General features: G+C 65.5%; 15 protein-coding genes, 1 tRNA gene and 3 rRNA genes. 8 read left to right on the top strand and 11 right to left on the bottom strand.

The genetic code is table 11. The features are described from left to right. Positions 1-157 precede the first annotated feature (157 nt). From EOV43_RS05755 to EOV43_RS05735, 5 genes are all read right to left on the bottom strand, one after another. A tRNA-Val gene (locus EOV43_RS05755) sits at positions 158-232 on the bottom strand. A gap of 84 nt (positions 233-316) precedes the next feature. Further along, positions 317-1,117 carry an HAD hydrolase family protein gene (locus tag EOV43_RS05750; protein ID WP_164878796.1) on the bottom strand — a complete coding sequence of 267 codons (801 nt, stop codon included), beginning with the start codon at positions 1,115-1,117 and terminating at the stop codon, positions 317-319. 221 nt (positions 1,118-1,338) lie between these two features. Then, positions 1,339-1,818, bottom strand: a complete 480-nt coding sequence (locus tag EOV43_RS05745) for a peroxiredoxin (RefSeq protein WP_128220081.1) — start codon at positions 1,816-1,818, stop codon at positions 1,339-1,341. Positions 1,819-1,894: 76 nt separating this feature from the next. Continuing rightward, entirely contained in the window at positions 1,895-3,496 is a 1,602-nt protein-coding gene (locus EOV43_RS05740; RefSeq protein ID WP_128220080.1) for an AMP-binding protein, read from the bottom strand. A gap of 86 nt (positions 3,497-3,582) precedes the next feature. Beyond that, positions 3,583-4,020 (bottom strand): DUF3052 domain-containing protein, encoded by a 438-nt coding sequence (locus EOV43_RS05735; protein WP_128220079.1) that lies wholly within the window; start codon positions 4,018-4,020, stop codon positions 3,583-3,585. Positions 4,021-4,208: 188 nt separating this feature from the next. Between EOV43_RS05735 and aceE the strand changes: the two genes are divergently transcribed. From aceE to EOV43_RS05695, 8 genes are all read left to right on the top strand, one after another. Next, positions 4,209-6,980 carry a pyruvate dehydrogenase (acetyl-transferring), homodimeric type gene (aceE, locus tag EOV43_RS05730; protein ID WP_378528375.1) on the top strand — a complete coding sequence of 924 codons (2,772 nt, stop codon included), beginning with the start codon at positions 4,209-4,211 and terminating at the stop codon, positions 6,978-6,980. 168 nt (positions 6,981-7,148) lie between these two features. Further along, positions 7,149-7,730 carry a hypothetical protein gene (locus EOV43_RS05725; RefSeq protein ID WP_128220077.1) on the top strand — a complete coding sequence of 194 codons (582 nt, stop codon included), beginning with the start codon at positions 7,149-7,151 and terminating at the stop codon, positions 7,728-7,730. Between the two features lie 35 nt (positions 7,731-7,765). Beyond that, positions 7,766-9,013: a PucR family transcriptional regulator gene (locus tag EOV43_RS05720; protein WP_239022245.1), complete on the top strand. Its 1,248-nt coding sequence runs from the start codon at positions 7,766-7,768 to the stop codon at positions 9,011-9,013. Between the two features lie 111 nt (positions 9,014-9,124). Further along, a complete protein-coding gene (locus tag EOV43_RS05715; RefSeq protein ID WP_128220076.1) occupies positions 9,125-10,309 on the top strand; it encodes an acyltransferase domain-containing protein in 1,185 nt (394 codons plus the stop codon). After that, positions 10,306-11,331 carry a beta-ketoacyl-ACP synthase III gene (locus tag EOV43_RS05710; protein WP_277745813.1) on the top strand — a complete coding sequence of 342 codons (1,026 nt, stop codon included), beginning with the start codon at positions 10,306-10,308 and terminating at the stop codon, positions 11,329-11,331. Before EOV43_RS05715 ends, EOV43_RS05710 begins: the two co-directional genes overlap by 4 nt. Positions 11,332-11,430: 99 nt before the next feature. Continuing rightward, positions 11,431-11,676 (top strand): acyl carrier protein, encoded by a 246-nt coding sequence (locus tag EOV43_RS05705; protein ID WP_128220075.1) that lies wholly within the window; start codon positions 11,431-11,433, stop codon positions 11,674-11,676. Between the two features lie 140 nt (positions 11,677-11,816). Beyond that, a complete protein-coding gene (gene fabF / locus EOV43_RS05700) occupies positions 11,817-13,049 on the top strand; it encodes a beta-ketoacyl-ACP synthase II (protein WP_128220074.1) in 1,233 nt (410 codons plus the stop codon). After that, a complete protein-coding gene (locus EOV43_RS05695) occupies positions 13,050-14,486 on the top strand; it encodes an acyl-CoA carboxylase subunit beta (protein WP_128220073.1) in 1,437 nt (478 codons plus the stop codon). A 200-nt stretch (positions 14,487-14,686) separates the two neighbouring features. On the opposite strand, the gene EOV43_RS05690 is transcribed toward EOV43_RS05695, so the two are convergent. The 6 genes from EOV43_RS05690 to tyrS all read right to left on the bottom strand — a co-directional run bounded on the left by EOV43_RS05690 (position 14,687) and on the right by tyrS (position 24,245). Then, positions 14,687-15,229, bottom strand: coding sequence for a DUF3145 domain-containing protein (locus tag EOV43_RS05690; RefSeq protein WP_128220072.1), 543 nt, complete (start codon positions 15,227-15,229; stop codon positions 14,687-14,689). A gap of 209 nt (positions 15,230-15,438) precedes the next feature. Beyond that, positions 15,439-16,959, bottom strand: a complete 1,521-nt coding sequence (locus tag EOV43_RS15680; protein WP_239022332.1) for a tetratricopeptide repeat protein — start codon at positions 16,957-16,959, stop codon at positions 15,439-15,441. A gap of 126 nt (positions 16,960-17,085) precedes the next feature. Beyond that, positions 17,086-17,202, bottom strand: a 5S ribosomal RNA gene (rrf, locus tag EOV43_RS05680). A 166-nt stretch (positions 17,203-17,368) separates the two neighbouring features. Continuing rightward, a 23S ribosomal RNA gene (locus EOV43_RS05675) occupies positions 17,369-20,471 on the bottom strand. 395 nt (positions 20,472-20,866) lie between these two features. Further along, positions 20,867-22,383 (bottom strand): 16S ribosomal RNA (locus EOV43_RS05670). The 16S, 23S and 5S rRNA genes sit together here, the layout of an rRNA operon. 596 nt (positions 22,384-22,979) lie before the next feature. Then, positions 22,980-24,245 (bottom strand): tyrosine--tRNA ligase, encoded by a 1,266-nt coding sequence (gene tyrS / locus EOV43_RS05665; protein WP_128220071.1) that lies wholly within the window; start codon positions 24,243-24,245, stop codon positions 22,980-22,982. Positions 24,246-24,325 lie beyond the last annotated feature (80 nt).

The raw sequence follows: 24,325 nt of genomic DNA, 5'->3' as shown, positions 1-24,325 counted from the left end.
CACTGAGCGCCGTTCGTTGAGGACGAGCCTCGCCCAGCGCGGTGAGCGATCGGTGAGTCCTCGATGAGACGCCTCTCATCGCCGTGTCCGTGCGCCAGAACCACGAACGGGCCGCCGTGGTCTCCCACGACGGCCCGTCGTCACCCGCTGGGGGCGCTGGTGCGTCGGGAGGGATTCGAACCCCCGACCGCTCGGGTGTAAACCGAGAGCTCTACCGCTGAGCTACCGACGCATCGGGAGGAGCCTACGTGAGGCTGCGTCCGAGCGCAGATCGGGACCGCAGGATTGGACCTCTCCCGTTCCCCGGAGGCGCGCCTCAGAACTGGGCGGACGTGGTCACGACCTCGAAGTCGTCGTCGCCGAAGAGGGCGGTCACGTCGAGGTCGGCGTCGAGGAGCTCGCCTGCCCGCAGCACGGTGGCAGCGACGTCGGCCGGGCTGACGCGGTCCGAGGCCCACTCCCCTGCCTCGTGGTCACCGACGCACCACGACCAGTTCGCCACCTCGAAGAGGCTCTGGTCGTTGGCGTCGTTGCCCATCGCCACGAAGTCGCGCGGCCCCTCCCAGAGACGCAGCAGACCGGTCGCCTTGTCGACGGAGCCGGGCGACACGTCGAGGGTGCCCTCGGAGCGGTGGACGTTGACCACGACGTCGAGCGCGGAGAGTTCGGCGACCAGTGCGTCGTCGTCGGCGAAGAAGAGCACCTTCGACCACGCCTCGAGGTCATCCATGTCGACCTGCTGGGCGTCGACCCGGTTGACCCGGCTGTAGACGAGGTGGGTGCCGTCACCGGTGTAGGCGAAGTCCCAGGAGCCGTCGACGAGGACGGGGGTGCCACGGCGTGCGATGACGTCCTGCAGCGCTGCCCGGGTCTCCTCGGGAAAGTGCAGGCAGTCGACGACGCCGGCGCGACGCCACAGGGCGCCGTTGCCACCGACGAGGTCGATGTCACGCAGTTGCTCCGGGAGAACCGGGAGCAGGTCGCGGGGCGGTCGGGCCGAGGCGATCACCACGTCGTGACGGGCGGCCACGGAGACCAGCGCCGCCACCACGTCGTCAGCGACGGTGTGGCCGTCGAAGCACAGAGTTCCGTCGAAGTCGCACACAAGAGTTCCCACGCAGGAATGGTGCGACAGCGAGTCGGCGCATCGGAAATCTGTCAGACCGCGGACAGAGCGTCATCGCGGGCATCAGTACCCCCACAAAGCGTTGAGCCGCCGGCGTCTCGGGTCGCCAGCGGCTCAACACGGATGATTCTAGGAGCCCTTCGGAAGGCTTGTCCGGGAATCACACGAAAATTTCATTGAAATCTTCTCGACCTTGCCGAAGTGCCCTGAACTCACGCGTGCAGGGGCGTGAGGGCAGCGTCCAACTGGCGCAGGTGCTCGTCCAGGTCGCGTCCTTGAGGCATCGCGTTGTGGACCGACCAGCGAATCAGTCCCTCCTTGTCGATGACGTAGGAGGAACGTCGCGGCATGCCCTTGGCCTCGTCGAACACCTCGTAGGCGCGGCTCACCTCACCGTGCGGCCAGAAGTCGCTGAGCAGCGGGAAGTTGAGGCCGTCGCCGTCGGAGAAGGCACGCAACGAGTACACCGGGTCGCAGGAGATTGCCAGAACCTCGGTCTCGAAGGTCATGAACTCCGCCAGACGGTCCCGGACCCCGGCCATCTCGCCGGTGCACACACCGGAGAAGGCGAACGGGAAGAACAACACGGCCACGGCCTTGCGTCCTCGGAAGTCCGCGAGGCTCACGTCCTGCCCGAACTGGTCGCGCAGGGTGAAGTCGGGTGCCGGTCCGCCACAGATCAGTCCACTCATGATGGGCTCATCCTCGCACCGAGCACCACACGACCGACAAGCGCGGTGGGCCCCCGGCCCGAGGGCGCCCCGATCCTCAGGGTTGGGCCGCCAGGACTCGCTTGAGGACCTTGCCGGTCGCGTTGCGGGGCAACTCGTCGAGGAAGACGATCTCGCGAGGGACCTTGTACCGGGCCAGGTTGGTGCGGACCCAGTCCTTGAGGATCCGTTCGTCGGCCACGGCGACGTCGTCGACGAGCACCACGAAAGCCCGCAGACGACGCCCGTAGTCGGGGTCGTCGACGCCCACCGCGGCAGCCTCGACCACCGCGTCGTGCCTGGTCAGACAGTCCTCGACCTCACGCGGGAACACGTTCTCCCCGCCGCTGACGATCATCTCGTCGTCGCGACCCTCGACGTACAGACGCCCCGCGGCGTCGAACCGCCCGACATCGCCGGTGGCCATCAGCCCGTCGGCGAGCTCCTTGTTGCCGCCTCCGGTGTAGCCGTCGAAGAGCATCTTGTTCCCGACGAAGATCAGCCCGCTCTCCCCGTCGGGAACTTCACGACGGTGGTCGTCGAGGATCTTGACCGTGGTGGCGAACGGAGGTCGTCCGGCCGACTCCGGTGCGGCGCGCAGGTCCTCCGGCGTCGCGATCGAGGCGTAGGCCACCTCGGTGGAGCCGTAGATGTTGTAGAGGTTGTCACCGAAGGCGTCCATCCATTCCACGGCGAGGTCGCCGGGCAGGGACGAACCCGACGCCGCGACCACCTCGAGGCGAGCGGTGTCGTACTTCGCCCGAACGTCGGCGGGCAGCGCGAGGATCCGCTGCAGCATCACCGGGATGACGATGAACGACTCACAGCGGTCGTCCTGCAGGGAGCGCAGAGCTTCCTCAGGGTCGAACCTGCGACGCAGCACGAGGGTCGATCCCAGCAGCATCGCCATGTACATGTGCGCCAGTCCCCAGGTGTGGAACAGCGGTGCGGCGACGTGGGTGCGCCATTCCGAGCGCAGCGGGAGTCGACTCATCAGGGAGACGCCGTTGTTGATCCCGGCCTCCTTGCGAGGAGCTCCCTTGGGTGTGCCGGTCGTGCCGGAGGTGAGGATGATCGTGCGCGCATGATGCTGCGGCGGTGTCAGGTCAGCGGTGGGACCACCAGCGATCAACTGCTCGAGGTGCTCCCCCACGGTCGTGGCGTCATCGACCCACGCCACGACGCGGCGCTCGACGGACGCCTCGGCCAGCATCGAGGTGAACTCCTGGTCGTGGATGACCAGGACGGGCTTCTCCCGCGCCACGACGTCGATCAGCTGAGGGGCCGCGAAGGCGGTGTTGAGGTAGAGTAGGTCGGCACCCAACTTGGCCACCGCGATGCTCGCCTCGACGAAGCCGCGGTGGTTGCGGACCATGACAGCGACCTGGTCGCGTTCCTTCACGCCCCGCTCGGCGAGGGCGTGGGCCAGGGCATTGGTGCGGGACTGGAGCTGGGCGAAGGTGACCTCGCCCAGCTCGTCCACGATCGCGGCTGCATCGGGACGGGTGTGCACCTGCTGGGCGAATCCGCCTGCAGGTCCCGTCCCCCAGGTCCTCACCGTCCGCACGATCCTGCCCAGTGCAACAGGGTTGATCGGGCGGACCACTCGCGCGGAGCGGAGGACCTTCAGGGTCGTCGAAATGTCGGTTGCACGGCTCACTGCGTAGTCCTAGGGGTGATGGCCCCGTCGACCGCCCTCCCTCCCCAGGGCGGCGGACTCCGGCGCTCGCGGCGCGACGACTGCTGTCAAGCAGGCGTCTTCGGGGTGACCAGTCGCGTCGCCTGCCAGTCCTTGCTGACAGCTGCTGCGGTGGTCTGTGCCAGGCCGGCAATGGGAGCCGCCTCGGCGATGTCTGCAGGGTCGACATGGTTGGGGCGTCCCACCTTGGGGGTGAGCAGCCAGATCACGCCACCACCGACCAGATCGGCCTTGGCGTCCACCAACCCGTCGACGAGGTCTCCGTCCTCGTTGCGCCACCACAGCACGACGGCCTCGACCACGTTGCCGTGGTCACCGTCCACCATGTCGGCGTCGATGGAGTCCTCGATCGCAATGCGGAGGTCGTCGTCGGTGTCCTGGTCCCATCCGAGCTCCTGGACCACCTGGCCGGGGCGGAACCCCAACTTTGCGGCCAATCCGGTTGCCTGGCTCTGGGTGGACTCGCCGCCCACAGTCGCGTTCAACGCACTCTCCTCGTCCTGCACTGCTGCTTCATTTGCATGGGTGTCTGCATGGGTACTGCTCGGACCTGCCGATCAGGCAGGTTGTGTGTAGTCCAGCGCAGAGGGGACGCTATCGCAAGCCCAGCAACTCGGGAGTAGCAATTTTTCAACCCCTCCGAGTGTGGTCCCGGTCTCTCTCGTGGGACAATGTGACAGTGACTGACCAGACGCAACCCGAACGTCCACACATTCCTTCGGTCATCCACGAGGGCCTCCCGACCCAGCTCCCGGACATCGATCCCGAGGAAACGCTGGAGTGGCTCGGTAGCTTCGACGCACTGCTCGAAGGCCGAGGACGGGACCGCGCACGCTACGTGATGCTTCGCCTCCTGGAGCGTGCCCGTGAGAAGGCGGTGGGGGTTCCGGCCCTCCGCTCGACCGACTACATCAACACCATTCCCCCGGAGCGCGAGCCGTGGTTCCCCGGCGACGAGCAGGTGGAGCGACGCATCCGTGCGTTCATCCGCTGGAACGCCGCCGTCATGGTCTCGCGGGCGAACCGCAAGGGCCTGGAGGTCGGCGGCCACATCGCCACCTACCAGTCCTCCGCCAGCCTCTACGAGGTCGGCTTCAACCACTTCTTCCGCGGCAAGGACCACCCCGGCGGCGGCGACCAGATCTACTTCCAGGGCCACGCGTCCCCGGGCATCTACGCCCGCGCGTTCCTCGAGGGTCGTCTCTCCGAGGTCCAGATGGACCGCTTCCGTCAGGAGGCGCAGCACGGTGCCGGCGAGGGTCTCTCCTCGTACCCGCACCCGCGCCTCATGCCCGAGTTCTGGGAGTTCCCCACTGTCTCGATGGGCCTGACGGGCATCAACTCCATCTACCAGGCCCGCTTCAACCGCTACCTGCACAACCGTGGCATCAAGGACACCTCCCAGCAGCGTGTCTGGGCCTTCCTGGGCGACGGCGAGATGGCCGAGCCCGAGTCGCTGGGCGCGATCCGTGTCGCAGCCCGCGAAGAGCTCGACAACCTCACCTGGGTCATCAACTGCAACCTGCAGCAGCTCGACGGCCCCGTCACCGGCAACGGCAAGATCATGCAGGAGCTGGAGTCCAACTTCCGCGGCGCCGGCTGGAACGTGATCAAGGTCGTCTGGGGTCGCGAGTGGGACGAGCTCCTCGCCCGCGACGTCGACGGCGTCCTGGTCAACAAGATGAACTCGACCCCGGACGGCGACTTCCAGACCTACTCGGTCGAGGACGGCGCCTACACCCGTGAGCACTTCTTCTCGGGTGACCCGCGCCTGCGCAAGATGGTCGAGCACATGAGCGACAAGCAGATCGAGAAGCTGCCCCGCGGCGGTCACGACTACCGCAAGGTGTACGCCGCGTTCGAGGCCGCGACCAAGCACGTCGGTCAGCCGACCGTCATCCTGGCCAAGACCGTCAAGGGCTGGACGATCGACGCCCTCGAGGGCAAGAACGCCACGCACCAGATGAAGAAGCTGACGCCCGAGGACATCAAGAAGTTCCGCGACCGTCTGCAGCTCCCGATCTCCGACACCGACCTCGAGCGTTCCTACGCCGAGACCGGCGCCCCGCCGTTCTTCCACCCCGGCGCGGACTCCCCCGAGATCACGTACATGATGGAGCGTCGGGCCCAGCTCGGCGGTTCGATCCCCCGTCGTGTGAACCGTTCCAAGAACCTCGTCCTGCCCGGCGACGACGCCTACAAGGACCTCAAGCGCGGTTCGGGCAAGAACAAGATCGCCACCACCATGGCGGTCGTGCGTCTGCTCAAGGAGTGGATGCGTGACTCCGAGATCGGCAAGCGCATCGTCCCGATCGCTCCCGACGAGTACCGCACCTTCGGCATGGACGCGATGTTCCCGTCGGCAAAGGTCTACAACCCCGGTGGCCAGCAGTACGAGGCCGTCGACCGCAAGCTGCTCCTGGCCTACAAGGAGTCCTCGGCCGGTCAGATGCTCCACGAGGGCATCTCCGAGGCCGGCGCTCTCGCGTCGGCCACCGCTGCGGGCACCGCGTACGCCACCCACGGCGAGCACATGATCCCGTTCTACATCTTCTACTCGATGTTCGGTTTCCAGCGCACCGGTGACTCCATCTGGGCCATGGCCGACCAGCTCGGTCGCGGCTTCCTGGTGGGTGCCACCGCCGGTCGTACGACGCTCACCGGTGAGGGCCTGCAGCATGCTGACGGCCACTCCCCGCTGATCGCGGCCACCAACCCGGCCGTCGTGCACTACGACCCCGCGTTCGCCTACGAGGTCGCGCACATCATGCAGAACGGCCTGGAGCGCATGTACGGCGCCGACCAGGAGAACGTCATCTACTACCTGACGGTCTACAACGAGCCGGTCTCGCAGCCGGCCGAGCCCGCAGGCGTCGACGTCAACGGCATCCTCAAGGGCATCCACAAGGTGTCCGTGGCCGAGGGCACCGGACCGCGCGTCCAGCTCGTCGGTTCCGGTGTCGGTTTCCCGTGGGTCGAGAAGGCCGCCGAGATGCTCCGCGAAGAGTGGGGCGTCCAGGCTGACCTGTGGTCGGCCACGTCCTGGAACGAGCTCGCTCGTGACGCGATCGCTGCGGAGGAGTTCAACCTCCTCAACCCCGAGCAGGCCCCGCGCTTGCCGTACGTCACCCAGGCGTTCAACGGTGTCGAGGGTCCGGTCGTGGCGGTCTCGGACTTCCAGCGCGCAGTGCCGCTCCAGATCGCGAAGTGGGTCCCGGCCGACTACCGCGTCCTGGGCACGGACGGTTTCGGTTTCGCCGACACCCGCCCGGCTGCACGTCGCCAGTTCAACGTCGACGCTGAGTCCGTCGTCGTCCAGGCCCTCCTGGCCCTGGCTGACGCCGGCGAGATCAGTGTCGACAAGGTGATCGAGGCCAAGAACCGCTACAAGCTCGGTGACGCCACCGCGGTCAGCGGTGTCGCCCAGGAGGGCGGCGACGCCTGATCGGGTCGTCTCGACGTCGAGGCGTCCACCTCGCAGCGAGGCCCGTCGTGCTCCGGCACGGCGGGCCTCGCCGCATTCCGGACACCACCGTTCGCCGTGACCATTCCGTGCGGATGACGAGACCCCCACGGTCTGCACAGAGCTGGGGATGCTCCCTACGGTGAAGGAGTGGGGCGACTCGGAGGTGCCATCCGATCCCGCTGCTCACGCCCGGTCAGCGCAGCAGCGGTGCTGGGCCTTGCCGTGGCACTGCTCGGGGTGGCTGCTCCTGCCCAGGCTGGTTCCGCCCACAACGTGCGGGTCACCGATCAGGTCCGCGAACCCGGCACCTCGCACGTCGATGTCGCCCGGGCCGTGCTGAAGAACGGGCGCACCGCGATCGAGGTGCGCCTCCGATTCCGCACCCTGAAGCTCGCCTCCCTGCGCGAGGTCGTGGTGGGCATCGACGTCAACGCCTCCTCCCCCGGCTATCTCGTGCGGGTGCGACGCAGCGGCAACCAGGTCAGGGGAACACTGTCGACCGCCGTCCTCTTCTCCGACGGCAGCACCGAACGTCGGATCACCTGTCGCGGCCTGCGCATCGCGCTGAAAGGTTCCCGGACCGTCCGCGTCGTCGTACCGCGCTCCTGCATGCGGGTGGGCGGCAACCGTGCCCGCTTCCACTGGTTCGTGACCGACCGCCACGGCCACTACGACGAGAGTCCGTGGAACGGCACCGGCTTCTCGGCCTGGACCCGACGCGCCCGCTGACGAGGCCTCCGAGACCGGACGACTAATCTCGAACGGTGACCGACGACCCTCTCCCGTTCGACGACGCCCTCGACGAGCGTCAGGTCCCGGTGGCCCGCGCCCTGGCCCGCGCCACCGGCCACCTCAGCACCACCGCGACCTCGCGCATGGAGACGGACCTGCCCTGGTTCACCCAGCTGAGTGCCGAGGACCGTTCGTGGGTGGGTCTGATCGTCCACGCCGGCATCAAGAACTTCGTCGACTGGCTCGTCACCGACACCACCACCGGCAGCGCCCCGAGCGGTCACACCCTGGCCAGTGCGGTCTTCGGCGCGGCACCGCGTGAGCTGACCGGCGTGATCACGCTGCAGCAGACCGTCGACCTGATCCGGCTCAGCATCGACGTCGTCGAGTCCGACGTCGACGCCCTCGTCCCGGCCGAGCATGTCCCGGCGGTCAACAACGCGGTGCTGCGTTACGGCCGTGAGGTCGCGTTCGCCACCGCCGAGGTCTATGCCCGCGCCGCGGAGTCGCGCGGTGCTTGGGACGCCCGTCTCGAGGCCCTGGTCGTGGACGCCGTGCTGCGCGCCGAGACCGACGAGTCGTTGCTCTCCCGCGCCTCCGCCTTGGGCTGGCGTTCCCCCGACGGCGTCACGGTGGTCGTGGGCAGCGCGCCCCGCACGGCACCGCACCGTTCCGACAACGACGTCTTCACCGAGGTCCGACGGACCGCCCGGGCCGCCGGCATGGACGCGCTCTGCGGCACCCAAGGGACCCAGTTGGTGATCGTCCTGGGCCGCGTCAGCGACCCCGTCGCAGCGGCGGCCACCGTCGCACACCTGTTCGCCGACGGCCCCGTCGTGGCGGGACCACTGGCTCCTGGCCTCGCCCGCGCCCACGCCTCGGCGCACGCAGCCGCTCAGGGGCACCGCGCCGCAGCCGGCAAGACCGCCGTGACCCGCCCGGTGCACGCCGACGACCTGCTGGCCGAGCGAGTCCTGGTCGGGGACGAGGCCGCGCGAACGCACCTGGTCGAGCAGGTGTGGCGCCCCCTCACCGCCCGCAAGGAGCTCGTCGAGACCCTGGTCGCCTGGTTCGAGTCCGGGGGTTCGACGGAGGGTTCAGCCCGCGCCTTGTTCGTGCACCCCAACACGGTCCGGTACCGCCTGCGCCAGGTCGCGGAGGTCACCGGCCTCACGCCTGCCGCTCCCGAGGACGCGTTCACTCTCCAGGTCGCCCTCGTGGTGGGGCGTCAGGAGGACGCATCAGCGAGTTCCGACACACACAGCACTCCTTCCAACTGACGAGTAGCCGAAACATCGGCCGCTTTTTGTAGAAACCCCACAAAGAACACGGGTGAGATTTCGTCTCCAGTTGACGCGAAGCACAGCCGAACAGAAGGCAGAGTTCTACCCGTGCTCGTCATCGTCGCCCCGGGCCAAGGCGCCCAGACCCCCGGTTTCCTCACCCCTTGGTTGGAGGAGCCCACCTTCCGATCCCGCTTCGAGTGGTTGTCCACCGTCGCCGGCATCGACCTCGTTGCCCACGGCACGACGTCGGACGCCGAGACCATCCGCGCCACCGAGGTCGCCCAGCCGCTGCTGGTCGCCACCGGCCTGGTCGCTGCCCTCGAGCTCTTCCCCCACCCCACCGACGCGTTCTCGCGGATCGGCGCGGTCGCCGGACACTCCGTCGGCGAGATCACCGCAGCCGCCGCGGTCCGTGCGATCAGCGCCGAACAGGCGATGGTCCTGGTCCGCGAACGCGGCAACGCGATGGCTGCCGCCTCCGCCGTCACCCCCACCGGCATGACCGCCGTCCTGGGCGGCGACCGTGACGAGGTGCTCGCCAAGATCGCCGAACACGGCCTCACCCCCGCGAACGACAACGGCCCCGGCCAGGTCGTGGCCGCCGGCACCATGGAGCAGCTCGCTGCCTTCGCCGCCGACGCCCCCGCCAAGGCCCGCCTGATCCCGCTCAGCGTCGCCGGTGCCTTCCACACCGAGCACATGGCTCCCGCCGTGTCGCACGTCGCTTCGCTGGCCCGCTCGGTCTCCACCCACGACCCGCGCACCCGCATCGTCTCCAACCGCGACGGCAACGTCGTGCACGACGGCAACGACGTGCTCTCCCGCATCGTCTCGCAGATCGCGAACCCGGTCCGCTGGGACCTGTGCATGGAGACCTTCCGCGACCTCGGCGTCACCGGAATCCTCGAGATGCCGCCGGCAGGCACCCTGACCGGTATCGCGAAGCGCGCCCTCAAGGGTGTGGAGACCTTCGCCCTCAAGACCCCCGACCAGCTCGACGCCGCCCGCGAGTTCTGCGAGCGCCACGGTGAGTCGACCCAGATCCAGACCACTCCGGCCTGGCGTCTCGTCGTCGCGCCCAGCAAGGGCACCTTCACGCTCGCTCCGGAGGTCCGCGAGGCCACCGAGTTCGCCGCCGGCACCGTCATCGGTGACGTCGCCTCGAGCCGCAACCGTGCCGCCGTCACCGCCGTCCACGACGGCGAGCTCGTCGAGTGGCTCGTCGAGGACGGCGACCTCGTCTCCCCCGGTCAGCCGCTGCTGCGCGTGCACCCGAAGGGCGTCGCGTGAGCAAGGTCCTTCCCGTCCCACTGGCCATTCCTGTGGGGGCCCCGCACGCACGCATCATGGGACTGGGTTCGTACCGTCCCGAGCGCGTCGTGCCCAACTCCGAACTGGTCGACGCGATCGATTCCAGTGACGAGTGGATCCAACAGCGCACCGGCATCAAGGAGCGCCGCTGGGCCGGCGAGCACGAGACGGTGAAGTTCATGGCCGTCGAGGCCGCCCGCGGAGCCCTGGCTGCTGCCGGCGTCACCGGGGAGCAGATCGACGCCGTCGTGGTCGCCACGGTCAGTCACCTGATGCAGACTCCGGCCCTGGCGCCGATGGTTGCGCACGAGGTCGGTTCCACCGGTGCCGCCTTCGACGTCTCGGCGGCGTGTGCCGGCTTCTGCCACGGCGTCGCCCTGGCCTCGGACATGGTGCGCGGAGGCAGCGCCCGCCACGTGCTCGTCATCGGCGTGGAGCGTCTCACCGACATCCTCGACGTCACCGACCGTGGCAGTGCCTTCATCTTCTCCGACGGTGCTGGTGCCGCGGTGGTGGGTCCGAACGACGTCCCCGGCATCTCCCCCACCGTGTGGGGTTCGGACGGCGAGAAGTTCGACTTCATCACCCAGACCGAGTCGTGGCGCGACGCGATCGGTACCGAGGACGTCGCTGGTAGCGGCGTCCATCCGGTGCTGACGATGCAGGGCAACGCCGTCTTCCGATGGGCGTCCTTCGCGATGGCGAAGATCGCCCAGGAAACCCTCGACGCTGCTGGCATCGGCATCGACGACCTCGACGTCTTCGTCCCCCACCAGGCCAACATGCGCATCATCGACGCGATGGCCCGCACGATGAAGCTGCCCGCCTCGGTGAAGGTCGCCCGCGACATCGCCACCCAGGGCAACACCTCGGCCGCTTCGGTCCCGATGGCCCTGCACCGCATGATCGAGCAGGGAGAGGCCCGCTCCGGCGACCTCGCACTGCTGATCGCCTTCGGTGCCGGGCTCTCCTACGCAGCCCAGGTCGTCGTCGTTCCCTGACGGGCCTCGCGCTCAGCCGCAGGGGCCACCGCCCCGCGGCGCCCGGTTCCACCCTGTCTTCATCCCACCTTTTCCCACCGCACAGAACAGGAGGCCACCATGGCCACCACCGAAGAGATCCGCACCGACCTCGCCGAGATCGTCAACGAGGTCGCCGGCGTCGAGCCCGCCGACGTCCAGCTCGAGAAGTCCTTCGTGGACGACCTCGACGTCGACTCCCTCTCCATGGTCGAGGTCGTCGTGGCCGCCGAGGAGAAGTTCGGCGTGACCATCCCCGACAACGAGGTCAAGAACCTCAAGACCGTCGGCGACGCCGTCTCCTTCATCGAGAAGGCCCTGGCCTGATCGTCTCGGTCCGACTTCGGTCGCACTGAAACACCGTGACCGGGCGGGTCGGCGAACCCGACCCGCCCGTCGCGTCTCCGCCCGGACGGCCAGCAGGCCGCCGGGACCGCACCATCACCACCGTCACGACGAGGAGACACATGTCTGCCACCCGCGTCGTCATCACCGGCCTCGGAGTCACCTCTCCGGTCGGCGGTGACGTCCCCAGCACCTGGAACGCACTTCTTGAGGGCACCTCCGGTGTCCGTGCGCTCACCGAAGACTGGGCCGAGCAGCTCGGCACCCAGATCGCGGCCCGCGTCGCGGTCGAGCCCGACCAGGTGCTCGAGCGCGTGAAGGCTCGCCGCCTCGACCGTGGCGGCCAGCTCGCCCTCGTCGCCGCCACCGAGGCGTGGGCCGACTCCGGTCTCGACCAGGCCGAGACCGACCCTGAGCGGGTCGGCGTCGCGGTGGCTTCCGGCATCGGTGGCATCACCACCCTGCTCGCCAACTACGACACCCTCACCGAGAAGGGTCCGCGCCGCGTCTCGCCGCTCGCGATCCCGATGCTGATGCCGAACGGCCCCGCTGCTGCGGTCGGCCTCTCGATCGGTGCGAAGGCCGGTGTCCACACCCCCGTCTCCGCCTGCGCGTCGGGCAACGAGGCGATCGCCCTGGGCCTCGACATGATCCGCGCCGGTCGCGCCGACATCGTCGTCTGCGGCGGCACCGAGGCTGCGGTGCACGCCCTGCCGATGGCTGCCTTCGGCCAGATGATGGCACTGAGCAAGCGCAACGACGACCCCACCGCTGCCTCGCGTCCGTGGGACAAGGGCCGTGACGGCTTCGTCCTCGGCGAGGGTGCAGCCGTCGTCGTCCTGGAGTCCGCCGAGCACGCAGAGGCCCGTGGCGCTCGCGTCTACGCCGAGCTCGCCGGCGCCGGCATCACCTCCGACTCCCACGACATCGCCCAGCCCGACCCCACCGGTGCAGGCGTCATCCGCGCGATGCGTCTGGCCCTCAAGGACGCCGGTATGGGCGCCGACGAGGTCGCCCACGTCAACGCCCACGCCACCTCCACCCCGCAGGGCGACGTCGCGGAGGCCCAGGCCATCCGCACCGTCCTGGGCGAGGGAACCTCGGCCGTCGTCACCGGCACCAAGTCGATGACCGGTCACCTGCTCGGCGCTGCCGGTGCGTTGGAGACGGTCGCGACCGTCCTGGCCCTGCACCACCGCGTCGTCCCGCCGACGATCAACCTCGACGACCCCGAGGACGTCGGCCTCGACATCCCCACCACTCCCCGCGAACTTCCCGACGGTCCGCTCGCCGCGCTGAACAACTCGTTCGGTTTCGGTGGACACAACATCGTCCTTGCCCTTCGGAGCGTCTGAATGACCACCGCTGTCTCCCCCACCGTCAAGCCGGCGAAGCCGCCGCGCGAGGAGGACCCGCGCCACCCGGTGCACCGCCTCAACGCGATGTTCGACGAGGGCACGGTCGAGAACCTCACCCCCGTCGACGACTCCGGCATGCTCGCCGTCGTCGGTTCCTTCGGTGGCACCCGTGCCGTCGCGTTCTGCTCCGACCCCACCATCATGGGTGGCGCGATGGGCGAGCTCGGCTGTGACGTCACCGTCAAGGCCTACGAGTACGCCCTGGAGCACCAGCTGCCGATCATCGGCCTGTGGCACTCCGGCGGCGCACGTCTGGCCGAGGGTGTCCTGTCGCTGCACGCCGTGGGTCTGATCTTCCGGGTCATGACGCAGGCCTCGGGCAAGATCCCGCAGATCTCCGTGGTGCTCGGCCCCGCTGCCGGCGGCGCCGCCTACGGCCCGGCCCTGACTGACGTCGTCATCCTCGGCCCCGAGGGCCGTGTCTTCGTGACCGGCCCGGACGTGGTCCGCTCGGTCACCGGTGAGGACGTCGACATGCTGCGTCTCGGCGGCCCCGAGCCGCACGGACGTCGCTCCGGCGTCGTGCACCTGATCGCCGAGAGCGAGGCCGAGGCTTTCGCCCAGGCGCGCGACGTCACCACGCTCCTGGGAGCCCAGGGCTCGATGGACGTCTCCACCGTCGCCGACACCGACCTGGCCGCACTGTTGCCGGACTCGAAGAAGCGCGCCTACGACGTCCACCCGCTCGTGGAGAACGTCCTCGACGAGGGTTCGATGCTGGAGCTCCACGGCAAGTGGGCCCCCAACATCGTCACCGCTCTGGGCCGCATGGGTGGTCGCACCGTCGGTGTGGTCGCCAACAACCCGCTGCGGCTGGGTGGATGCCTGGACTCGCTCTCCGCGGAGAAGTCGGCGCGTTTCGTCCGTCTGTGTGACGCCTTCGGCATCCCGCTGGTCGTTCTCGTGGACGTCCCGGGCTATCTCCCCGGCGTGGGCCAGGAGTGGGACGGCGTCGTGCGACGCGGCGCCAAGCTCCTGCACGCCTTCGCCGAGTGCGTGGTCCCCCGCGTCACCCTGGTGACTCGCAAGACCTACGGCGGCGCCTACATCGCGATGAACTCGCGTGCTCTGGGTGCCACCAAGGTGTTCGCGTGGCCGGGCGCCGAGGTCGCCGTGATGGGCGCCGTCGCCGCGGTTCGGATCATCCACCGCCGCAAGCTGGCCGAGGTCGACGAGGACCTGCGCGGTCAGGTCGAGACCGAACTCGCCGCTGAGCACGAGCGGATCGCCGGCGGCGTCGACAAGGCCGTCGAGATCGGCGTCGTCGACGAGGTCGTCGAGCCTGCCGTCACCCGCTCCGCCATCGCCGCTGCGATCGCCGAGGCGCTCGCCGGCGGCGAGGTGCGTGGACAGCACGGGAACATCCCGCTCTGACGCACTGACTGCTCCCCGCTGACCGCTCCTCCAGGGCGCTCGACCTCCGGGTCGGGCGCCCTGCTGGCTTTCCAGCACCGGTGAACCCCGCAGCTGGCACACCCCGTGAAATGGCCGAGAGCCCCACCCGACCGAAGTCGTGTGGGGCTCTCGCTAACGTACGGGCGCCGGTTGCTCAGTCCGACGCGGAGGCGTCGGGCTCAGACCACCTGGTGCAACCAGCGGACCGGGGCTCCCTCGCCAGCGTGACGGAAGGTCTCCAACTCGTCGTCCCACTCCTTCCCGAGGAGCTTGTCGACTTCCAGTTCGAGGGTCGTCTCACCGCGAGAGGCCTTGATCATGGCTGCACGAAGGCGATCCTCCGGGATCATGATGTCGCCGTGCATTCCGGTCACGGCGTGAAAGACACCGAGTTCCGGGGTGAACGAATAACGCGAACCCTCCGTGGAAGGGGTGGGTTCTTCAGTGATCTCGAAGCGCAGGTGGCTCCAGCCTCGCAGCGCGGACGCCACGGCGGCAGCAGTACCTGCCGCGCCGGTCCACGAGAGCTCGGCGCGAAAGGTGCCCGGCTGGGCCGGCTGGGGGGTCCAGTCGAGACTCACGGCAGAACCGATCACGCCGCCGACTGCCCACTCGATGTGAGGGCACAGCGCGGTCGGCGCTGAGTGCACGAACAGAATTCCCCTGGTTGACGGCCCGTTGGGGCGGGGTGCAGTACGTGTGGTCACCGTGGCCTCCTTCATCTCCAGCGCGAGCTACGCCTTCCCCAGCGATCTCGAAACCCGAAACAAAAGCGGTGCACCGTGACACCTATGAAATTAATGAGTCCATTGTGACTGATGGGACAAGATTTTTCCAGCGAGTCAGGGTGTGACACGCCGGTGCCACCCTACCCAAAATCCGAGGCGGCGCACCACGAAACGTGGTGCGCCACCCCAGAGGGACGATCCGATCAGGAACGCGTCGCGCGCTCGAGCTGGTCGGCTCGGGCTGCAGCGTCGGTGATGTCGTCGGAGTCGATCGCGTGAGTGCGGTGGAACCAGGCCAGCGCCTCCTCGGTGCGGCCAGCCGCCTCGAGGGTGTCGGCGTAGGCGTAGCGCAGGCGCACGACCCACGACGCACGGCTCTTGTGCATCAGCGGCGACAGCTCGAGCGTACGCAGAGCAGCGTCCATCTGACCCATGTCGCGACGGGCGCCCGCCTCGACGATGGTCATCTCGGCCTTGGCCTCGGGGGCGAAGTTCTTGACCGACGGGCTCTTGGACAGCTTGAGCGCCTGCTCGGGCTGCTTCAGGGCACGGTGGCAGTCCGCCATGATCGGCAGGTAGTCCGGAGCACCGTTCATGCGCTTGGCGGCACGGAGCTCGGAGAGCGCCTCGGCGTAGTGACCAGCAGCGTAGGCGGCCTCACCGGTCGCCTCGCGGACGACGGCCAGACGAGCGGCACGGGCACGCGCAGCCAGCGTGTGCTGGTAGGCGGTCTCCGGGTCGGAGTCGATCATGGTGCCGGCAGCAGCCAGGTGACGCGCGACGCGGTTGGCCAGCTTGTCGGGAAGGCCCTTGAGCTGAGCAGCGATGTTGCGGTCGAGCTCCTTGCCGGTGATCTCCTCGGGGAGCGGCGGACCGTCGTAGCGGGCCTGCTCCTCGGTGCGCGGGATCATCTGCTCCTCGCGGTCGCGACGGAAGTCGCGTCCGGAGTCACGACCGCCGCGGAAACCGCCCTTGTCGCCGTCACGGCCTCCACGGTAGCCACCGCGGTCGCCGCCCTGGCCGCCACGCGACGGGCCACCGGAACGGAAGCCGCCCTTGTCGCCGTCACGGGAGCCGCGGTAGCCACCGCGGTCGTCCTCACGACGGGGACCGGAGGAACGGAAACCTGCCTTGTCGCCGTCGCGACGGGGACCCGACGAACGACGGTCGTCCTGGCCACCACGCGAGGGACCGCCGGAGCGGAAACCACCCTGGCCGCCGCCCTGACCACCACGCGACGGGCCACCCGAGCGGAAACCGCCCTTGTCGCCGTCACGCGAAGCGCCGCCGGAGCGGTAACCGCCCTGGCCGCCGCCCTGACCACCACGCGACGGGCCACCCGAGCGGAAACCGCCCTTGTCGCCGTCACGCGAAGCGCCGCCGGAGCGGTAACCGCCCTGGCCGCCGCCCTGACCACCCTCGCGGGAGCCGCGGTAGCCACCACGGTCGTCCTCACGACGCGGAGCGCCGGCGCGGTAAGCAGGCTTGTCGCCGTCACGGCGGGGACCCGACGAACGACGGTCGTCCTGACCGCCACGCGAGGGACCGCCGGAGCGGAAACCGCCCTGACCACCACGCGAGGGGCCGCCGGAACGAGCGCCACCGGAAACAGAGCCTCCGCGGCGGTCCTCGAACCCTCCCTTGCGCTCGTTGGAACGTCCGGAGCCGTTCCGCTCTCCGTTGTTGCCGCGCTCGGGGCGCTGACCTCGTCGCTCGTCAGCCATGGCTGGATCCACCTCTTCGTGTGTGTTGCGTGGGGATACGCCTCGTGGGCGTGTACTTCTAGTTTCGCGTGAACGCGAAATGGCGCAAGGGCCACCCTAGTCAGGGTGGCCCTTGCGTGAAAATTTGTCCGGCGGCGTCCTACTCTCCCACGACCTCTCGATCGCAGTACCATCGGCGCTGAAAGGCTTAACTTCCGGGTTCGGGATGGGACCGGGTGTTTCCCTTTCGCTATGACCGCCGTAACTCTAGCCCCTGTCCCACGACGCACAAGGGTCGTGGCGGGTAGATCTACGGGTCAACCTCTATTTTATTGGGGTTGAATCTCTAGTGCCTCAGACTTGTTGTCTGGGAACTGAACAGTGGACGCGTGGCAATAACTCTTGTTGGTCGAGTTGATTTGTACGGTGTTGGGACAAGCCCTCGGCCTATTAGTACCGGTCGGCTAGGCATTACTGCTGTACACCTCCGGCCTATCAACCCAGTGTTCTGCTGGGGGCCTTAACCACTCAAGGTGGTGGGAAACCTCATCTTGAAACATGCTTCCCGCTTAGATGCATTCAGCGGTTATCACTTCCGAACGTAGCCAACCAGCCGTGCTCCTGGCGGAACAACTGGCACACCAGAGGTTCGTCCACCCCGGTCCTCTCGTACTAGGGGCAGCCTTTCTCAAGTTTCCAACGCGCGCGGCGGATAGGGACCGAACTGTCTCACGACGTTCTAAACCCAGCTCGCGTGCCGCTTTAATGGGCGAACAGCCCAACCCTTGGGACCTACTCCAGCCCCAGGATGCGACGAGCCGACATCGAGGTGCCAAACCATCCCGTCGATATGGACTCTTGGGGAAGATCAGCCTGTTATCCCCGGGGTACCTTTTATCCGTTGAGCGACGCCGCTTCCACATGCTGGCGCCGGATCACTAGTTCCGACTTTCGTCCCTGCTCGACATGTCTGTCTCACAGTCAAGCTCCCTTGTGCACTTACACTCGCCACCTGATTACCAACCAGGCTGAGGGAACCTTTGAGCGCCTCCGTTACATTTTAGGAGGCAACCGCCCCAGTTAAACTACCCATCAGGCACTGTCCCTGATCCGGATTACGGACCTAGGTTAGACATCTAGTACGACCAGAGTGGTATTTCAACGTCGACTCCACAAACACTGGCGTGAATGCTTCACAGTCTCCCACCTATCCTACACAAGCCGAACCAAACACCAATACCAAACTATAGTAAAGGTCCCGGGGTCTTTCCGTCCTGCCGCGCGTAACGAGCATCTTTACTCGTAGTGCAATTTCGCCGAGTCCATGGTTGAGACAGCGCCCAAGTCGTTACTCCATTCGTGCAGGTCGGAACTTACCCGACAAGGAATTTCGCTACCTTAGGATGGTTATAGTTACCACCGCCGTTTACTGGGGCTTAAGTTCTCAGCTTCGACTTGCGTCTAACCGGTCCCCTTAACCTTCCAGCACCGGGCAGGAGTCAGTCCGTATACATCGTCTTACAACTTCGCACGGACCTGTGTTTTTAGTAAACAGTCGCTTGGGCCTGGTCTCTGCGGCCATCACCGCTTCACACCGCACGGGTGCTAACGGATCCGGCCCCCCTTCTCCCGAAGTTACGGGGGCATTTTGCCGAGTTCCTTAACCATGGTTCACTCGATCGCCTTAGTATTCTCTACTTGATCACCTGAGTCGGTTTGGGGTACGGGCGGCTCGTATCTCGCTAGAGGTTTTTCTCGACAGCATAGGATCACCCACTTCACCAAACGGCTCCCCATCAGGTCTCAAGCCTATGTGTGGCGGATTTGCCTACCACACGCCCTACACCCTTGGCCGCGGACTACCATCGCCGCGGTTGGACTACCTTCCTGCGTCACCCCATCGCTTGACTACTACTGAATCGGGTCCCGTGCTCCACACACACGCCTCCACCCCGAAGGGCTTTGGTCACGGTGCTTCGGACGGTTAGCATCAACAGCCTCATCATGGGCGATACTTCGCCGGTACGGGAATATCAACCCGTTGTCCATCGACTACGCCTGTCGGCCTCGCCTTAGGTCCCGACTTACCCAGGGCAGATTAGCTTGACCCTGGAACCCTTGATCATTCGGCGGAAATGTTTCTCGCATTTCATTCGCTACTCATGCCTGCATTCTCACTCGTGTGGCCTCCACAACTGGATCACTCCGCTGCTTCACTGCCCACACGACGCTCCCCTACCCATCCAGACGCCTGGACCACGAAGGCCTAGCTTAATATCTGAATGCCATAGCTTCGGCGGATGACTTGAGCCCCGCTACATTGTCGGCGCGGAATCACTTGACCAGTGAGCTATTACGCACTCTTTCAAGGGTGGCTGCTTCCAAGCCAACCTCCTGGTTGTCAATGCGACTCCACATCCTTTTCCACTTAGTCACCGCTTAGGGGCCTTAGCTGATGGTCTGGGCTGTTTCCCTCTCGACTACGGAGCTTATCCCCCGCAGTCTCACTGCCGCGCTCTCACTTACCGGCATTCGGAGTTTGGTTAACGTCAGTAACCCGCTAGGGCCCATCGGCTATCCAGTGCTCTACCTCCGGCAAGAAACACACGACGCTGCACCTAAATGCATTTCGGGGAGAACCAGCTATCACGAAGTTTGATTGGCCTTTCACCCCTATCCACAGGTCATCCCCTCAGTTTTCAACCTAAGTGGGTTCGGTCCTCCACGCGGTCTTACCCGCGCTTCAACCTGCCCATGGATAGATCACTTCGCTTCGGGTCTAGAGCGTGCAACTCAATCGCCCTATTCGGACTCGCTTTCGCTACGGCTACCCCACACGGGTTAACCTTGCTACACACCGCTAACTCGCAGGCTCATTCTTCAAAAGGCACGCCGTCACCCTTTAACAGGCTCCGACGGATTGTAGGCACATGGTTTCAGGTACTATTTCACTCCCCGCCAGGGGTACTTTTCACCTTTCCCTCACGGTACTTGTCCGCTATCGGTCACCAAGGAGTATTTAGGCTTAACGGGTGGTCCCGCCAGATTCACACGGAATTTCAGGGGTTCCGTGTTACTTGGGGTGACACTCCAGAGATGCTGACTTACACGTACGGGGCTATCACCCTCTACGGCCAGGCTTTCCAACCTGCTTCGGCTTCATCAACATTTTCTTACTCTGTACCAGCACGGCAGTACTGATCGAGTGGCCCCACAACCCCACACCTGCAACCCCTGCCGGGTATCACACAGATGCGGTTTGGCCTCATCCGATTTCGCTCGCCACTACTCTCGGAATCACTTTTGTTTTCTCTTCCTGAGGGTACTGAGATGTTTCACTTCCCCTCGTTCCCTCCACTCACCCTATGTGTTCAGGTGAGGGTAACTGGACATGACTCCAGCTGGGTTTCCCCATTCGGACACCCCCGGATCACAGTTCGTTTACCAACTCCCCGGGGCTTATCGCAGGTTACTACGTCCTTCATCGGCTCTTGGTGCCAAGGCATCCACCATGTGCCCTTAGTAGCTTGTTCCAACATCGTCAAAACAACTCGAACTACAAAGACCATACAATTCTGCTTATTGCACATACACACTCAATAAATTGAGCATGTGATGCTCGCGTCCACTATTCAGATCTCAAACAACAAACCCACCAACCCATCCAGCCAACCGCAAGCAGTCGTCCTTCAGCGAAAGAGGCCAGAGCAAACCAGTCACACCCCACAGGGTGTGGCCTGATCCCTCAGGACCCAACAGTGTGTCTCGACCCTCCCCCTACCAACAACACATCCACTTTCCACGCTCAAAGAGCAGTACTAAGAACAAGCTGCCAGCCAGGTTCAAGTCATTCATCGACGATTCCACTAGTGAGACACCACCATGCGCAACCAAACATTCGTTGGTTGTCGGGGTGTGTGCTCCTTAGAAAGGAGGTGATCCAGCCGCACCTTCCGGTACGGCTACCTTGTTACGACTTCGTCCCAATCGCCAGCCCCACCTTCGACGGCTCCCTCCACAAGGGTTGGGCCACCGGCTTCGGGTGTTGCCGACTTTCGTGACGTGACGGGCGGTGTGTACAAGGCCCGGGAACGTATTCACCGCAGCGTTGCTGATCTGCGATTACTAGCGACTCCGACTTCATGGGGTCGAGTTGCAGACCCCAATCCGAACTGAGACCGGCTTTTTGGGATTCGCTCCCCCTCACGGGATCGCAGCCCTTTGTACCGGCCATTGTAGCATGCGTGAAGCCCTGGACATAAGGGGCATGATGACTTGACGTCATCCCCACCTTCCTCCGAGTTGACCCCGGCAGTCTCCTATGAGTCCCCACCATTACGTGCTGGCAACATAGAACGAGGGTTGCGCTCGTTGCGGGACTTAACCCAACATCTCACGACACGAGCTGACGACAGCCATGCACCACCTGTATACCGACCAAAAAGGGGCACCTATCTCTAGATGTTTCCGGCATATGTCAAACCCAGGTAAGGTTCTTCGCGTTGCATCGAATTAATCCGCATGCTCCGCCGCTTGTGCGGGCCCCCGTCAATTCCTTTGAGTTTTAGCCTTGCGGCCGTACTCCCCAGGCGGGGCGCTTAATGCGTTAGCTGCGGCACGGAATCCATGGAATAGACCCCACACCTAGCGCCCAACGTTTACGGTGTGGACTACCAGGGTATCTAATCCTGTTCGCTCCCCACACTTTCGCTCCTCAGCGTCAGGTAATGCCCAGAGAACCGCCTTCGCCACCGGTGTTCCTCCTGATATCTGCGCATTTCACCGCTACACCAGGAATTCCGTTCTCCCCTGCATACCTCTAGTCTGCCCGTATCGGAAGCAGGCCAGGTGTTAAGCACCTGGTTTTCACTCCCGACGTGACAAACCGCCTACGAGCCCTTTACGCCCAATAATTCCGGACAACGCTCGCACCCTACGTATTACCGCGGCTGCTGGCACGTAGTTGGCCGGTGCTTCTTCTGTAGGTACCGTCACTTTCGCTTCGTCCCTACTGAAAGAGGTTTACAACCCGAAGGCAGTCATCCCTCACGCGGCGTTGCTGGATCAGGCTTTCGCCCATTGTCCAATATTCCCCACTGCTGCCTCCCGTAGGAGTCTGGGCCGTGTCTCAGTCCCAGTGTGGCCGATCACCCTCTCAGGCCGGCTACCCGTCGAAGCCTTGGTGAGCCATTACCTCACCAACAAGCTGATAGGCCGCGAGCACATCCTTCACCGCCGGAACTTTCCAACCACCTCCATGCAGAGGCAGTTCATATTCGGTATTAGACACCGTTTCCGGTGCTTATCCCGAAGTGAAGGGCAGATTACTCACGTGTTACTCACCCGTTCGCCGCTCGTGTACCCCGAAGGGCCTTACCGCTCGACTTGCATGTGTTAAGCACGCCGCCAGCGTTCGTCCTGAGCCAGGATCAAACTCTCCATTGAAATTTCAAAGAAAAGCCAATTCCCGACAGAACAAACCCCGACAATGTTGTTGTCAGAATTTATTGTCAAAAGAAATCCGTTAACTGTTCTTCCGAAGAAGACCAGTCGACGGGGCATATCAAACTAATTCGTCGACTATGACACACTGTTGAGTTCTCAAGGATCAAGCGCTACAGCGTCTCGACTTCGGAAAGTTCCGACTGCTGTGCTTGGTATTAGTTTATCAGGCGATCTCGTCGGTGTCAAACCGGCGATTCTTTCCCGATTCGCCCTCAGCCTCTCGGCATCGTGGCGACTCGAAGAAACTTACGTGAAACACCGCGCGGAACCAAATCCGCGTCAGCCTCACCGCTTCGAGCTGTGTGAGCGCCTGGCCGGAGCCAAGGTCTCGATGTTTGCCGTGTTCCGCCGCTCGTCCTTCTGGATCTGCGCCGGCCCGTTCTTGCTGGGCAACAAGAAGAACAGTAGGTCAGTTTCACCCCGAGTGCCAACCCGAACGGCGGTGAGGGCGGTCACATGCAGTGAGGGCCGCTCCCCTGCACCCGACAGGTGCGGTGGAGCGGCCCTCACGTGAGCCGTGCTGGTGCCGCGAGGCGTCAGGAAGCCTGGACGCCCGCGATCTTCTTCTTGCCACGGCGCAGGACGAGCCATCCGCCGGCCACCAGGTCCTCAGCCGTCGGAACGAACTCGGCGTCCTCGACACGCACGTTGTTGAGGTAGGCGCCGCCCTCGGTGATCGTCCGGCGGGCCTCGCCCTTGCTCTTGCAGAGACCGGTCTCGACGAGCAGGTCGACCACCGACGGGATCGCGTCGCGCGAGATCTTCGTCGAACCGGCCTCGGCCAGGGCGCTGGCCAAGGTGCTCGGCGGGAGCGAGCCCAGCTCGCCGGTGCCGAAGAGAGCCTGGGCAGCGCGCTTGGCCGCGTCGGTCTCCTTGGCACCGTGCACCAGCGTGGTGACGGCGTCGGCCAAAGCCTTCTGTCCCGCGCGCAGGAACGGCTTCTCCTCCGTCTGGGCGGCGAGCTCCTCGATCTCCTCACGCGAGAGGAAGGTGAAGATCTTCAGCAGCTCGACGACCTTCTCGTCCTCCACGTTCAGCCAGAACTGGTGGAACGCGTACGGGGACATCATCTCGGGGTCGAGCCACAGGGCGCCGCCCTCGGTCTTGCCGTACTTGGTGCCGTCGGCCTTGGTGATGAGCGGCGTCGTGAAGGCGTGGGTCTTGCCGCCCTCGGCGCGACGGATCAGCTCGACACCACCGGTGAGGTTGCCCCACTGGTCCGAACCGCCGAACTGCAGCGTCACGCCGTGGTCGCGGTACAGGTTCAGGTAGTCCATCGACTGCAGGAGGATGTAGGAGAACTCCGTGTAGGAGATGCCGTCCTCGAGGCGGGACTTCACGACGTCGCGAGCGAGCATCCGGTTGACCGGGAAGTGCTTGCCGACGTCGCGGAGGAAGTCGATCGTGGACAGCGAGGCCGTCCAGTCGTAGTTGTTCACCATCGTGGCGGCGTTGTCGCCCTCGAAGGAGAGGAAGGGCTCGATCTGGCCGCGCACGCGTCCGACCCAGTCCTTGACGGTGTCCAGGGAGTTCAAGGTGCGCTCCCCGGAGTCGCGCGGGTCACCGATCATGCCGGTCGCGCCACCCACGAGGATGAACGGCGTGTGGCCGGCGTCTTGGAGGCGCTTCGCGGTGACGACCTGAACCAGGTTGCCCATGTGGAGGCTCGGCGCGGTCGGGTCGAAGCCCACGTAGTACCGGACACTCCCGTCACCCAGGGCCGCGTACAGGGCCTCTCGGTCGGTCGAGTTCGCGATCAGTCCGCGCCACTCGAGGTCGTCCAGAATATTGGGGGTCGACACCGTATTTCCTTCCGGTTTGCGCCCGAGCCGGATGCACGAGGCTGGACCAAGCCTGCCAGATCGTGAACTCTGTCGCCGCT

Origin of the sequence: Nocardioides yefusunii (genome assembly GCF_004014875.1) — a bacterium.
Classification (GTDB): Bacteria; Actinomycetota; Actinomycetes; order Propionibacteriales; family Nocardioidaceae; genus Nocardioides; species Nocardioides yefusunii.
This window is presented reverse-complemented; position numbering and strand designations above follow the sequence as displayed.